This window comes from bacterium, assembly GCA_040753085.1.
Lineage (GTDB): Bacteria > UBA9089 > JASEGY01 > JASEGY01 > JASEGY01 > JASEGY01.
Genome location: JBFMHI010000056.1, coordinates 1 through 15,146 on the forward strand (window position 1 = coordinate 1; position 15,146 = coordinate 15,146).

Consider the following 15,146-nt stretch of genomic DNA (forward strand, 5'->3'; position numbering starts at 1 on the left):
GAAGCTGTCTCTGGCCCGGAATGAGTATGAAAGCCTAAAAAGAGAGACTATCCACAGGATCAAAGATGCTTACCTTGAACTGGCCAGGACAAAAGAAGAGGTAAAATTAACAGAAGATATTTACCAGAAAGCTCTTAGCGAATTAGAGGTGCTTCGGAAGGGGTTTAAGCTGATAATTCCAGAATCTGCAAAACAGCCTTGATTAATTAGAGTTAAAAGTTATCCTTCATGAAAATGCTCGGCCAGCCAAAACAAGGGATGTGATTATCTTGTGTTTTGTAAGAAATAAATCTGTTGTTTTTTAGTCATTTTTACTCATTTTTTCGGAAATTATTACCAATGGAGAATATCCTAATGGTTTGATTTTATTAGACTTATAAATCTTCTTATACCACCTGAACGGTTACATAAATTGTAACCGTTCAGGTGGTAATGAAAGTTGAGGGGAAATTTTTGTAACTATTCAGCCCTTAAGGCATAAAGACACAACCTCGATCCTCGATCCTGGATGCTCGATCCTGGATACTGAATCCTTTACCAGCATCGAAGATCGAGCATCGAGCATCGAAGATCGAGCATCGAGATAAAAAAGGGACAACGGTAGGCTTCAGCCTACCGCTATCCCTTTTGCTTTTAATGTTCTAAGTGCCCTATGGGATTCTTACCGGCCGGACTTATTACTTTAACACAATCATTCGTTTGGTAGCGGTATAAGATCCGGCTTTAAGTTGATAAAGATAGGTACCGCTTGAGACCTCACTTCCATTTTCATCCCGACCATCCCAGTAAGCGGCTCTATCCTTGTCAAGATAGCTTCCCGGATTGAGTTGTCCTAAATCCAAGGTTCTTACCAATTGGCCGCTCAGGTTGTAAATATTGATGGCTGCTTCGGCTTCCTCGGCTAACTTGAAAGGTATCCATGCCTCTGGATTAAATGGGTTGGGATAACTCTGGAGGAGTTTATTCTCCCCCGGCACCTGATCGGATACGGCTAAGTTAATGTATTCAGCCAAGATATTTCTAAGCTCTGTATTTGAGGAGCTGCCCAGGGCCTCATACATAGCCCTGAAGGCGGGAAGATAAGCAGCCCAGTCGATCTTGTTATGGTCAGCTAGGACCGGTGCAGAAGAAGAACTGTGGGTCTTATGCCAATTCAACCCCACGACCAGGATATCTTTAGCATCCACGATCCCGTCGCCGTTAGCATCAGCATAAGTAGCCGCCACGGTTCCCCAGGCTGTAGCCTGTTGGCCAACCCAACTCGTCTGGGCATTCGTTCTGGCTGGGCCGGTAGATTTCCAATAGATACCGATCGGCAGGACATCCTTAGCATCCACCTGGCCGTCATTGTTAGTATCCCCGGGCCAGACAGTCACTGTCTTGACAAGCCCTTCGGCCACTTCTATTTGACTGGAAACCAATTTGAGCGCAATGGTATTGTTCACATGATTCTTGGCCTCCACATTAGAGAAGCTCAGATCGATCTCTTCCCCAGCCGACACAGACTCGGATAACTTAAAGGTAATCTTGACTACGGGTTTATTGGCGTTGAATCCGGTAACCCCGCTGGAATGAATCCCACTCTTACGGCTGACTCCAATCTCAATCTTCCCGGCCGCATCATCATTGGTGTTAAAGAAGACCAATTTGCTTGGATCATCGTCCAGGAAGTTTCCTACTTCAGCCTGGACAAAATCTATGTATTTGGTCTTGCTGTAATTCAGAATGAAAGATAGGGCAAATAGGTTGCTGACAGGATACCGGCTATCTCCCACATATACCTTGACCTCAAAGGTCTCTCCGGCCTTTTTAGAGTAAGAAGATTCATCCAGTCGAAGTTTCACATTGCTTGTCCCGCTGCCGGCATAGGCAGAAACAGTCACGGTGACCTCGTCCGGCAGAGATCGATTGCCCTCAGAATCAACCACTACCAGTTGGAATTTATATTCTCCTGTCGTCTGAGGGGTAAAGGTAGGCTGAACTTCACTGCTCAGGCTGACTACCTCAGGTTCGGTTCCAATCTGGGTCCAGATATAGATCAGGCTATCTCCGTCCGGATCAGAGCTGGCGCTGGCATCGAGCATAATCAGATTACCGGCCGCCGCCGTGATATCCTGACCGGCATCGGCTGTTGGGGCGTGGCCGATCTTACTCCAGGGGCGGTAGTTGACAAAGTCGCTGACCATATCACCAAAACCATTTGGATTATATAGCGGCCTGCCCTTTGAGGTATCCTTGGGGCCGGTGCTGTCTCCCCACCAATTATAACCGGCGATGATTTCCTGGGTCTCATCGGTGTTTATTACTCCGCCATTGATATTATCTATGATCTCGCATTGGTTCTCATCGCTGCCGCCAATAGTCGGCTTGGAACCCGTGCTGGAGTAAAGGCCGAAATTATTCTCAGAAAGGATACTCTTGGTAATAACTGGGGTCGCCCCAAGTCGGCAGTTGATCCCGGTGCCACATTTAGTAATAGTGGCGTGGGTCACCGTAGGCGAGGCAGAGGCACAATCCAATCCATTAGCCCCATACATTATCTCCACATATTCGAGGGTACCTTCAGTAGTGCCGTTATTAAAGGCAATCCCACCCCAGTCACCTTTAGCGGCCGGAGCATAGCCGTCATCGTCATTGGTATCTCCGCCGACCGAGTCATCCCGGTAAGAGGTAAAGATAATTGGATTGTCCTTGTTACCGATGGCCACTAATTTAGCCGACTTATTGATGTAAATAGGGGCGCCGGATTTGATCTTAACCCCCGGCTGGATAGTCCAGGTAGGGGAATCACCTACGGAGAGCGCTTCAGAGACATAGAAAGCCGCGGAGGTCTCAGACCAGGTGACGTCCTTGGTGATACCCGAGCAGACCTTAATGGCATTATAACGATTTCCAATGATATTGTTATCCTTTATCGGTCCGGCATTATTGGCGGTGATCCCGATGGCATAGTTGCGGTTATTATAAATGGTGTTATTCTCTATAATCGGGGTGGCCTTATCATCACAGAAAGTGGTGATTACCCCGCCGATCTGGTCATTATCCGGATCATCGTGATCATTGTTCTGGAGTATGTTTCCTTTGATGGTGGGGGCTGAGGCACCCGTGATCCCAATGGCTCTGAAGCTGGCATAAGAAATCTCAGAGTTGGTAATGGTTGGAGAGGCATTGTCAATGGAGATTCCCTCTTCACTGTATCTGATGGTGCAGTTGTCAATGAGACCCGAAGAACCGGGATGGAGGGTAATGGCCTGCCAATCCCCGTCATCGGCTATCCTGCCGTCTGAGTCACCGTCAAAGTTGGTATCTCCGCCAAAGTCGTCGTCATAATAGGAGGTAATCACAATCCGGCTGGTTGGGGTCCCATCAGCCGTCAGGGTTCCGTAAATGTCAAGGCCAGAACCTTCCTGTTTGGCCTCATCCTCACTGAGCTTGACCACTACACCCGGCTCGATGGTCAGGCTGGCTCCTGTTTCGATGATGACCCGATTGATATAGAAGACCTGACTCGAGGCGGACCAGATGGTGGCTCCGGTATGCTTCTTGGCCTTAATCCAGATACCATTGTGATAATTGCCGGTCAGGGTATTATCCTCGATAATATATCCGCCGACACTATCACCCAGCCGGTGCTCTCCCTTGATAATAGCCCAGCCGGCATTAGATGTGATGGTGTTGTTAGTGATATTCTCCGAATGAGTAGCCGTGGAGAAGATACCTCCGCCCTCTGCATTAACTCCATTATCAGTAATAGTGCAATTAGTCACCACCAGATCAGTGATGTTTCCAAGATTATAATCACCCTCGTTGAGGATACCCCAGCGTCCGTTCCTCTGGATGGTGCAATTGGTAACATTGATCGTTCCGGCATAGACCTTAAGATCGATTCCATCCAGTGCATTGTCGGAGAAAACAGAGTTGTTGAAGGTATTATTAAAGGCATTGGCACTGTCGGATGTAGCCAGGAGGCCATAACCACATGAGTTGGTGCTCGAGACGTGATCTATCTCTACCGACGTCTCATCTATCTCGATATTTCCTCGATAATAAGTCCCGGTGCCATCATTGTATAATCCGCCGTAGCTTACATCCACATATTTCAAGACAGAGCCGGTGGAGGTGGATTCAAATCTGATCCGCTGCCAGTCGCCGCACTGTGGGGTGTAAAGCACATTGGCCTCTCCTGAGGTGGCTGCATCAGAACAGCAGCCCTCAACCGTTCCGGCCGCCGCGCTGCCCGTGGCCACATCTGGTCGAGGCCAGGTGGTAAAGGTGATATGGTTGTTTTCAGTTCCCTCTGCCTTTAATGTCCCCTGGACGATAAAGTCAGTAGGCTGGTCAGAATCAGGCAGAGTGGAGAAGGGCCGGAAGTAAACCAATACTCCAGGCTCAATCGTCAAGGTGACCCCTTCGGTGATCAGGACCAGATCTTCGATGATATAAGGAGAGCCTGACAGGGTCCAGGTGGTCGTATCAGCAATTACCCGATCGTCATAAGGAGCCACATTATCCAGGATACGGTTAACATAGGTGGCTGTGGCCGTAATAGACCAGCCGGCGCTAAAGGCGCTCTGGACCCCGCCGCAGGCCACGGCCGCAACCCGCCAGTAATAGGTCCGGTTCAAGGTCAGAGATGTCGGGGGGGTAAAGGTAGTGGTATCCTTTACCTCTTGGCTTATCTCCGGTGAAGAGAAGTCAGCATCGGTGTCCAGTTGGAAGAGATAATGATCCACTCCCGCTACCTGACTCCACTGGAAGGCCGGCAGATTATCGGTAATGGTGCCTCCGTTGGCTGGAGAAACTAGGGCGGGGGTAGCGGGCGCTGTAGTTTTCAGGGTGAAGGTGGAAACAGATGACCATTTGGTTTCATTGACCGCCTGATCAAAGGCCTTGACCCGCCAGTAATAGGTCCCCTCTGTCAGATAATCCAGCCCGTCTAATTCGGCCGGGGTAGCCGCATAATCGGTCACATCGATCACATTATCATTATTGACGTCGGCCGGCCAGATAGTCTGTTTTACCTCGGAATACCAGGAAAGCTCACTCACATTAATAAGCATCGTCTCTGGACTGGAAAAATCAGCACTGTCTTTAACCACCTGGATGGTGTAGACCACCGGCGCTGATTTATCCCCTATTCCTTGCCAATCAAAGACGGGGGTAGTATCCGAGATACAGTCGTTATCAGCCGGAGTGACCAGGAGGGGGACATTTATCGGCTCTGTTATCCGGACATCGATGTTCAGGAGCCAGACATCAGAAGACCAGCCGCAGCTATTGCCGGCCGTGTCAGTGGATTTTACCCGCCAGTAGTAGGTTCCGTCCCTGAGAAGATTAGTTAACACGTAACTGGAGGTAGTAAGTCCGGATTGATTGATCTCAGGGGAGGAAAAGTCCACGTTGTTATCTACCTGGAGGGTATAAGTGGCATCGTCCTCGTCAGACCAGTCAAAGTAAGGGGTGTTATCGTTGGTCCAGCTTCCGTTATCCGGGCTTACCAGGGAAGGAGCTGCGTCGCAATTGGGATCGATCCTGACGGCCCAGATATTCGACCAGGTGGATTCATTTCCGGCACAGTCTCTGGCCATCACCCGCCAGAAAAAGGTCCGGCCGCTGCCGATATCGGGCAGCATGGTGGGGGTCATGCTCGACCCATTAAAGAGGCCCGGCTGATAGACATCGTGGGGATCATTGGGATCGGTTGAATACTCAATGGCGGTGTTAAACCCATCTCCAGGCGGCACCGTAGTAACGTCCTCATCGGTCTCTATCTGAATGACATAGTAAACCGTAGGACAATAGTTAGAATTGTCATAATTGCCTGAAAGCTCTGATGAGTGGGTGGACATGGCGTCTTTGACATCAGACCAGTCAAAGGTTGGGGTTTTATCGTTGGTCACGGCATAATCGAATGGGGAGATAAGATAAGGTGCATCTGGCGCCGTACTGTCAATAGTGAAGCCGGCGTAAGAAGAGGTCTGAGACCAGCCGCTCATATTTCCGGCGCAGTCAATGGCCCGCACCCGCCAGTACCAGGTGCCTTCCGTCAGCGCCGGCGAGATAGTCATTGTGCTGGTGCTTCCCGGCGGCAAAGTGGGGTCGGAATCGGCCGTCACATTTAGCGCCGGTGAAGAGAAATCCTCATCATCATCTATCTGGAGCTGATAAGAAAGTTCCTCTTCCGGTTCAGACCAGTCCAGAGTCGGCGTAGCATCGTTGGTGAAGCAATCATCAGCCGGATAGACATAGGCCGGCGCATCGGGCGGCGTAAGGTCAAGGGTGAAGCTCAGCATATTGTGTCCGTAACTCTCATTTCCGGCCTCATCCACCGCCACAACCCGCCAGTAATAATGTCCTTCGGAAAGGGCATAGGCCGGCGGCAAGGTATAGGTTGATTCCGTCAGCCCTGAGACAGAGATGTCCGGATTGGTAAAGTCGTCGTGGTCGTCCAGCTCAAAGATATAAGATACGATGTGATAAGTAGAGTCAGGCTCATCCCAGTCAAAGGTCGGGGTCTGATCCGCCATACAGGTGTTATTAGAGGGCGAGCTCAAATTCAAGGTCAGATTATCCAGAGCGTCGGTTCCGGCGATGCTGAAGGTCCAGACCTGGCTCCAGCAGGCATTACCGGCCTTGTCCGTGGCCACTACCCGCCAGTAATAGGTGGTGCCAGTATTAAGGTCATCAGTGGCCTGGCTGGTATATTCAGACACAGGCGGAGAGCCGGTGTTGTATTGGTCAATGACCAGGGGTGAAGTAAAGCTGGATTCGGTATCCACTTGAAGTTCATAAGAGGTCAGGGTGGCATCGGTCACATCGGCCCAGTTGAATTCCACCGGCGTATCAGCCAGAGTTAGTCCATGAGAGGGTGAGAGCAAAGTGGGTGTGCAGGGTGGCACTGTATCAATGTAGACCACCTGGGTCTTCCAGGGGGTGTAATTGCCGGCGCAATCCCTGGCCCGCACCCGCCAGATGTAGGTCCCATCAGCCAGAGCCGCCGTATAGGTCGGTTCTGAGAGCTCAGTCGCATCTACTACCGGTGAACCAAAACCGACACTTGCCTCTGCAATCTGGAGGTCATATCTTAATTCACTGCCCCGAGTGACCACGTCATCCGCGGTGTCATTAAAGTCAACAAAGTTGTGATTGTTGTCTATATCATCCCTGGTATCGCCTTCATCCCAAATAAAGGTCGGCGTCCCATCAGCCCAGTAGTCTCCATTAGCCGGAGTATCAGACAGGGTGGTGGGAGTAGTTGGCGCTACGGTATCTATCAGGAAGAGCCAGGCCGCCGAGACTGAGGTGTTTCCGGCATCGTCCCTGGCCGTGACCCGCCAATACCAGTAATCCGTATCCCCGGATGAGTCGGTTAAACAAACCGGCAACACATAATTGGTGGCCGTCAGGCTGGCATTGTAATAAACGCTGGTGGCATCGCCAGTATTAACAATCGGATTGCTGAAATCATCCGTATCATCGACCTCAATAAAGAAGGTCACCGCGGCTGGTTCATCCAGGCCGCCGGGCGCGGCTCCGAAAGGAGAGCCATACGTCCAGGATAGGTTCGGCGTGCAGTCATTGATATGCACCTGCTGGCTGCAAAATTCACTGGTCGCACCAGGATATAGAAGGGTTGGATCAGGCGCGGTTCGATCCACCACTACGGAACAAACCGTGCTCCAATTACCCACGGCATTATTATTGGTGGGATCAATGGCCCGCACCCGCCAGAACCAGATACCCTCGGCCAGAGTTGAATTAGTATAGGTCGTAGCCGTGGTGGTTTCATTAATATCCGTATCCTCAGAATCAGGGATAGAGAAGCTGCCGTCGTGGTCGATCTGGATCTGATAGACCAGATCAGAGGGAGCGCCAGAGGGGTCAGAGACACCGCTCCAGCTAAAGGTTACCGTCGCGTCATTCAGCCGGTCCCCGCAGGTCGGTGTTTGAGGCACCGGCGCATCCGGGGAAGCCATATCATCCAGGTCAACCACCACCCGCCAGATATAGCTCCAGTTGGTGGTGTCTCCACCCTCATTGGCCATTACCCGCCAGAAGTAGGTGCCTTCAGGCAGGGTCGTGGGGGCGGTGCCCGTAATGCTCCATACATCCGGATTAGTGGCGGTCATGCCGATAGTAAAGGAAGGCATATCACCGTGCAGTTCTACGGTGTATAAGGGATCATTGAAATCATCGTCATTAAAATTGGAGACCTGGAGGGTATAGGTGTCTCCATCAGCCATACCATTCACCGCTTCCCAGAGAAAGGTGGGCTGATTGTTATTGGTGGTTATACCATCAACGGGTGAGACCTGTTTTGGCCCTAAAATAAGAAAAGACCAGGTAGACCAGGAGCTCCAGTTGGAATAGGGGACTCCATCGTCATAAGCCATTACTCGCCAATAATATCTAGCGGAGGGGAGGTTGGGTAAAGCCGTATCCCCCGTCGTGCCAAAATGGAAGGTGGAAACATCACCTGGCGTCTCAGCCCACTTAGGCCAACTGACCGCGGTCCCATCCGGATCAAACTCGGTGCGGGAAAGGAAATCAGACCGCTTGTCTACCTGAATAAGCCAGGTATCTGCAGCGTTTAGTCCGGATATATCTTCCCAGTCAAGAACCGGCGAAGCAGAGTAGGTTTCACTTCCATCGATCGGGGAGACTAGAACCGGCGCGGTAATGTCAAAATACTGGATGCCGCTTATGGTCGATTCATTCTCAATCACTCGCCAGTAATATCGTTTCTCAGTCCCGTCCGGATTGGCCAGCAAGGCTTGAGTATTGCCCAGGTTATAGCTCATCGTAGTGCTCAAACCGCTGGTGAAGAGCTGGTTAACCTCAAATTCCAGGGGATAGAGGAAATCCGAACGATCGTCTATCTGTAAGATAACCTGAGTAGGGGTAGAAGCATGGGTCCATTCAAATACGGGTGTAGCATCAATGGTGTCTTCTCCGTTAATAGGTGAAGTCAGACTGACGCCGTAGGCATCACCTGCTCCTATTATTGTGGCTAAGCCGATGATGAGGGCAAATAGTATGGTTGTTACTGCTTTTAGACTGGTTCTTTTCATGAAAAGAGCCTCCTTTACTGTAGTGATGTAGTGCGTTAGTGCTGGAGTAGAGAACTACCCCTCTCGTAATACTTTATTCTTCCGGTTTTAATTATGGCTGGCTAAGATTGATAAGTCTTAGCTATCTTAGATATTTAGTAATATGGCATCCCTCCTTTAACAATTAACAATTAACAATTAACAATTGATAATTGATAATTAAAAAAAAGACCTATCTCCCTCAGGACACACTGATCCTGTTTGGAAAATAGGTCTAAAAAAAATGCTTTCCTTGAAATTACTACCATTCTTGCGACCGTCCTTGCTGGATTTAGAGCTTCGTTTAGTGATATAGTTTAAAAAGTGCTGTCTTCTAAAACCCCTCACAGCACTACCTGAACTTTTTCGGAAAGCAAAAAGTCTATCTTAAAAGGATATTAACCCTTCCAAAATAGACCTCTTAATATATCAATTATCAACTGTTAATTGATAGTATCTACTTTAGCCCTCAGTTAGAACACTGATTTTTTCCTGATTACACCGATTAAAATAACGTCTGAGAATCTGTGTTCCTCTTGGCTGAGTAGTTACCATGTGGCTAAAGGTCTAAAATCCTTTTAAGTTCATAACATCCTCCTTTTTGGCTCTAAATATAAAAAAAACTTATCACCCGAACAGAGAAAAATATCTTTTTCCTCCTTGGCGATAAGTTTTCCCTTTGAATCCGGGATAACCGGACTCACCTGCTAATCTAATTCTCTTGGCTAAGTTTTAAAAATCAGGCAAGCGGGTTTTTTATCCGCTTGCCCGGTCTCGTAATAGTATGACGTGAGAACATTTGAGCCTTTAATAAGTTAACGTATATATAATAGCGTTGGGAGGGATATTATTATTACGATAACTTACACTATATATATCGACAAGATCAAGAAAAACTTTAGACTCAATGTTCAAGTTTTTTCGACCTGCGCCATCAGACTTTCAGGGGTTGAAACCGCTAAAGCGGTTATAATTCCAGATGTTATCTTATTCTGTAACACCCTGATAAATCAGGGTGCTAAACTCAATAAACATGAAAATAACAATCTTAACCCCAGTTACCCTGAAGGAGCCGATGAGGGCTAAACTCACTAAACATGGGAATAGCACCCCGATTTATCGGGGTGAATCGGTGGAGAACGAGGCCCCCATAGTAACCGCTTCAGCGGTTTTTTAACCATATAAGTTGCCTTTTTTGAATCCGTAAACGAGCCGTGCATTTCAGAGCCAGAAATATGCCAACTCTGCCGAAAAAAAACTTGAACATCGCCTCTGTGTCTCTGTGACTTATTTGGGTTGCGGCTCTGCGGGGCTATGTAATCTGTGGAGTAACTATTCAGCCACAAAGCCACTAAGGCACAAAGACACAACCTCGATCCTCGATCCTGGATACTGAATCCTTTACCAGCATCGAAGATCGAGCATCGAAGATCGAGCATCGAGGATCGAGCATCGAGCATCCAGCATCATGTGCTGAACGGTTACACTCTGTGGATTAAATCTATTGGCCCAGGGCGAAAATATTTTTGACAAAGGTTAGAAACTGTGATAAGATATAAGAGCCTAACCCAAAACCGATCCGAGCCCCGACTGTTAGCGGAGGGGCGAATAATTATTCGCCCCTACTAAAGAGACTCTACCCATAAATACTAACGTGACAAGACACTAGACTCTAAGAAGCACCTCATCCAGGTAGATATAAGGAGAGTTGGCCGAAACGATGAACCAGGCCGAGGATTAACTATGACTAAAAAGCGGGTCCTAAGTGGTATGCGACCCACCGGAAAACTGCATTTAGGACATCTGTTAGGTGCCCTGAGCAACTGGAAGAAATTTCAGGAAGAATACGATTGTTACTATATGGTGGCTGATTTGCATGCCTTAACGACGGCTTATCTCGATACTGCCCATCTGAAAGAAGATATAAAGGATATGGTCATTGACTGGCTGAGTGTGGGACTTGATCCAGAAAGATGCGTTATCTTTCGCCAATCAGAGATACCTCATCATACCGAACTGCACTTTTTTCTCTCCTGCCTTACGCCTCTTCCTTGGCTGGAACGATGCCCTACTTATAAAGAGCAACAGAACGAACTGAAGCACCTGGACTTACATACTTATGGCTTTTTAGGTTATCCCCTCCTCCAGACAGCCGATATTATTCTTTACAAGGCCCAGCTTGTGCCGGTGGGGGTAGATCAACTTCCTCATCTGGAACTCTCCAGGGAGATTACCAGACGATTTAATAACTTCTATGGAGAGGTCTTTCCCCTGCCTGAGTCCAAATTAACTGAAGTTCCCAAGTTGCCTGGTCTTGATGGCCGGAAGATGAGTAAGAGCTACCACAACTGTATCTATCTTTCTGACAGCGAAGAGGAGATTAAGCGTAAGGTCAGGCAGGTGATCACGGATCCGGCTCGAATCCATCCCACAGACCTGGGACATCCTGAGGTCTGTAATCTCTTTACCTTCCATCAGGCCTTCAATCAAGCGGCTGTGTCCCAGGTGGAGGAAGAATGCCGGACTGGAAAGAGGGGGTGTGTGGCCTGCAAAAAGGAATTAGCCAGGGCGCTTATTGAGTCTCTTAGTGAAATCCACACCAGGCGGCGTGAATTGTTAGAAGAGCCGGAAAGGATATGGCATATTCTCGAAAGGGGAAGACAAAAAGCCCAGCAGGCAGCCTCAGCTACTATGGAGGAAGTAAGAAAGGCAATGAGATTTTAGTAAATGTATCAGCTCAGACTGGAAATTTTTGAAGGCCCCCTTGATCTCCTTCTTCACTTGATCAAACGGAATAAGATAGATATCTACGATATATTCGTATCCCGGATAACTAAAGAGTATCTGGAATATCTGGATTTAATGAAGGAACTTAACTTGAGCTTTAGCGCTGATTTTCTGGCCATGGCCGCTCAGCTTATCCAGATAAAATCCAGCCGGTTGCTGCCACCATCCGAATCAGTTGCGATAGAAGATGAGGCGTCAAATAGTGTCCTTAAGGAAAGATTATTAGAGAAACTGCTGGAGCATAAGGAATACAAAGAAGCGGCCCTGGAACTTGAAGCCCGTCAGAGACTCGAAGAGCAAATCTATCCTGTCTCACTTCACAGAAAGGAGACAGACATAGAAAAACCTCTCCTGGAGGTCAGTCTCTTTGATCTTCTGGATGCCTTTAGTGAGATATGGAAAAAGGCGAAGGAGGAAGAGACCAGGCTTACCTTTGCCCCAGAAGAAATAACGATTGAACAGCAAACCAGGCAAATACTCAACATCTTTTCGTCAGTAAAGAAGTTGCCTCTATCTCAACTCCTCCTTAGAATCGGAGGAGGAGGAAAGTCAAGGCTTATTATTACCTTCTTAGCCCTTCTGGAGTTGATTCGGTTAAAGAAAATTTATGTTTACCAGGAGAATTTATTTACTGAAATATGGGTGGAAGGAAGAATGGGACGCAGATGAAAAGCCCACCGATGGAGATTAATGGTTTCCTCAGAAAAGGGATAAAGGACTTAAGGCCGTACCAGGTGCCGGCGGTTTCCTGCCCTATCAAGCTCGATGCTCACGAAAATCCTTACCCTCTGCCGGCTCGGCTTAGGGCCAAGGTAGAGAAGGTGATGGCCGACTTACCCCTAAATCGTTACCCTGACTCAGGGGCCACTAAACTGCGTCAGGCCATCGCGGCTTATACCGGCTTGGAATCGAATTGGATCACCGTAGGTAACGGTTCAGATGAACTTATCCAGTCGATTATGCTTGCCTTTGGGGAAGCCCTTATTTACCCTGAGCCTACCTTCGATATGTATCCCATCCTGGCTAAAGTAACCGGTCTCTCATTAAAGGGCATACCTCTGGGAGATGATTTTATCCTCGATGAGGAGGCCATAATTCGGACGGCTAAAGAGAACAGGGCGTCGCTTATCTTTATTAGTTCGCCTAACAACCCTACCGGGAATATCTTCCCCCGAGAGAGGATAGAGAGAATAATCGTCGAATCTGGTTCTCTGGTCGTCTGCGATGAGGCTTATTATGAGTTCTCAGGGGAAAGTTTTATCTCTCATTTAGCTCGATATGAGAATCTAATTATTTTGCGAACCTTATCTAAACTTGGTCTGGCCGGACTCAGGGTGGGTTATATGCTGGCCTCACCGTCTATTATTCGGGAGATAAACAAGGTCAGACTCCCCTACAATCTGAATACGGTCTCCCAGGAAATAGCGACCTTGGTGTTAACTGATTTTGAACCGATTAAGCGGCAGATTAAAGAAATCATTGCTCAGCGGGAAGAAGTCTATCAGTGTCTCAAGACTATGCCGGGCCTTAATCCCTTTCCCAGCCGAACCAACTTTATTCTGATGAGAAGCCACCTCCTGGGGGCTGATTATATCTGGAACGAGCTGGTCAAGGCGGGTATCTTGATCAAAAATCTCAACCAGGCAGGGGCGCTTAGGAATTGCCTCCGGGTGAGCATAGGCACACCTGAGGAGAATAAGGCCGTTACTTCGGTCCTGAGCCGGATAATCTAAAATAGAAAGGAGGAGGTCCAAGATGGCACTGGCTGAAGAAGAAGCGATTCAGCTTATTGAAAAACTGCCGGATAATTATTCTATGGATGAGATTATGGCGGAATTATATTTTAAACAGCAGGTGAAACAAGGATTGGAAGATGTAGAAAAAGGACGAGCCTATTCCCACGAACAAGTTAAAGATATGGTGTGGCAATGGCGAAAATCATCTGGTCGGATTTAGCAAAAGAGCATTTAAGAGAGATTGATTCTTATATTTCAAAAGGGGCTCCTTTCTACTCGATTATTTTCATTGATAGACTGATCGCTTCTGTTGAGATGATTAGATGTAACCGTTCAGCACATGATGCGGGATGCTCGATGCTCGATCCTCGATGCTCGATGTTGGTAAAGGATTCAGTATCCAGGATCGAGCATCCAGAATCGAGCATCGAGGATCGAGGATCGAGGTTGTGTCTTTGTGCCTTAGTGGCTGAACGCTTACGGGAAATCTTCTTCCATAAGTACAGAATTGTGTATTCGATTAAAGATGATACTCGATGTTCAAGTTTTTTCGACCTGCGCGATCAGATTTTTAGGGGTTGAAACCGCTAAAGCGGCTATGATTCTGGATGTTATCCTATCCGTAACACCCTGATAAATCAGGGTGCTAAACTCAATAAGCCTGAGAATAGCACCCCGATTTATCGGGGTGAATTGGGGGACATTAATAAACCAAAGCAACCGCTTTAGCGGTTTATAAGAAAACCTTGAACATCGAGTGATACGATAAGGATATTAGCTATTGTTCATGGAGCAATGGACATTATGAAAAAACAAGAACGAGAGACATGGGACTTCATGTGACTATTTGCCTTCGATTCCTTATCGGCGCGGCAATCATAGTTTTTGCCGGAACAAAGCCTTGCCGATAGGGGGACACTATTGGGAAGCTAACCGGGCGGGGAGGCATCTGGGCTGGAGTAATTCTGCTGGCCACCGTTACTTCCTCCCTGAGCTAATTATCGCGGTAGGCTGACCGGCATCCTTATTCCCGGCCTCATTTATAGAACAAGGAGGAGTTTGAACAAGGAGGAGTTTCCTGAATCAGGGCCGAAAGACTTAGGGAGGTGAGATTTTATGGGAGAATTTACCTTTCACGGGGTAATCGAAAAAGAAGCAAATCGGTATAAAGCTATATGTCTGGAGTTAGATATAGCTACAGAAGGCAGAACCTTAGATGAGGCAAGGCGAAATCTTAGAGAGGCAGTTGAGGGATATTGTGAATGTGCCGCCAAGGAGGGAGATGTAGAGACATTTGTTCCACGACCTGTTCCTGAAGACGTTATAAGACAAGAGGAAGCCACCAGTATTGGACAGGCTTCATCAAGGGTAAAAAGAGACGGGTAACACTTCTTGCTGACCAAAAAGACTTGTAACCGTTCAGGTATAGCTGCACGGATTAGCACGGATAAATAACACAGGACAGAAGGCGGAAGTGTAGGGACAGGGCTTGTCCCTGTCCGTGCTTGTCCATGTCCGTTCCGTAGACGGACAA

11 protein-coding genes are annotated in these 15,146 nt (G+C 48.0%); 7 read left to right on the top strand and 4 right to left on the bottom strand.

What is annotated here, in order from left to right:
* Nucleotides 1-202: hypothetical protein (locus AB1797_07435; protein ID MEW5767447.1), on the top strand; the 202-nt coding region annotated here is incomplete at its 5' end.
* 261 nt (nt 203-463) lie between these two features.
* On the opposite strand, the gene AB1797_07440 is transcribed toward AB1797_07435, so the two are convergent.
* The 4 genes from AB1797_07440 to AB1797_07455 all read right to left on the bottom strand — a co-directional run bounded on the left by AB1797_07440 (nt 464) and on the right by AB1797_07455 (nt 10,622).
* The gene (locus AB1797_07440; GenBank protein MEW5767448.1) at nt 464-598 is read right to left on the bottom strand and encodes a hypothetical protein; all 135 of its coding nucleotides are present in this window, start codon (nt 596-598) and stop codon (nt 464-466) included.
* 79 nt (nt 599-677) lie between these two features.
* Nucleotides 678-9,071, bottom strand: a complete 8,394-nt coding sequence (locus tag AB1797_07445; GenBank protein MEW5767449.1) for an Ig-like domain-containing protein — start codon at nt 9,069-9,071, stop codon at nt 678-680.
* 1,109 nt (nt 9,072-10,180) lie between these two features.
* On the bottom strand, nt 10,181-10,549 hold the full coding sequence (locus AB1797_07450; protein MEW5767450.1) for a hypothetical protein: 369 nt from the start codon (nt 10,547-10,549) through the stop codon (nt 10,181-10,183).
* Nucleotides 10,491-10,622: a hypothetical protein gene (locus tag AB1797_07455; GenBank protein MEW5767451.1), complete on the bottom strand. Its 132-nt coding sequence runs from the start codon at nt 10,620-10,622 to the stop codon at nt 10,491-10,493. The genes AB1797_07450 and AB1797_07455 overlap by 59 nt, the downstream gene beginning before the upstream one ends.
* 210 nt (nt 10,623-10,832) lie before the next feature.
* On the opposite strand from AB1797_07455, the gene trpS reads away from it, so the two are divergent.
* From trpS to AB1797_07485, 6 genes are all read left to right on the top strand, one after another.
* The gene (gene trpS, locus AB1797_07460; GenBank protein ID MEW5767452.1) at nt 10,833-11,813 is read left to right on the top strand and encodes a tryptophan--tRNA ligase; all 981 of its coding nucleotides are present in this window, start codon (nt 10,833-10,835) and stop codon (nt 11,811-11,813) included.
* Between the two features lie 3 nt (nt 11,814-11,816).
* Nucleotides 11,817-12,545, top strand: coding sequence for a segregation/condensation protein A (locus tag AB1797_07465; GenBank protein MEW5767453.1), 729 nt, complete (start codon nt 11,817-11,819; stop codon nt 12,543-12,545).
* Nucleotides 12,542-13,609 (top strand): histidinol-phosphate transaminase, encoded by a 1,068-nt coding sequence (hisC, locus tag AB1797_07470; protein ID MEW5767454.1) that lies wholly within the window; start codon nt 12,542-12,544, stop codon nt 13,607-13,609. Before AB1797_07465 ends, hisC begins: the two co-directional genes overlap by 4 nt.
* A gap of 22 nt (nt 13,610-13,631) precedes the next feature.
* Nucleotides 13,632-13,832, top strand: coding sequence for a hypothetical protein (locus tag AB1797_07475; GenBank protein MEW5767455.1), 201 nt, complete (start codon nt 13,632-13,634; stop codon nt 13,830-13,832).
* Nucleotides 13,805-14,194, top strand: coding sequence for a type II toxin-antitoxin system RelE/ParE family toxin (locus AB1797_07480; GenBank protein MEW5767456.1), 390 nt, complete (start codon nt 13,805-13,807; stop codon nt 14,192-14,194). Before AB1797_07475 ends, AB1797_07480 begins: the two co-directional genes overlap by 28 nt.
* A gap of 534 nt (nt 14,195-14,728) precedes the next feature.
* On the top strand, nt 14,729-14,998 hold the full coding sequence (locus tag AB1797_07485; GenBank protein MEW5767457.1) for a hypothetical protein: 270 nt from the start codon (nt 14,729-14,731) through the stop codon (nt 14,996-14,998).
* Nucleotides 14,999-15,146: the final 148 nt, after the last annotated feature.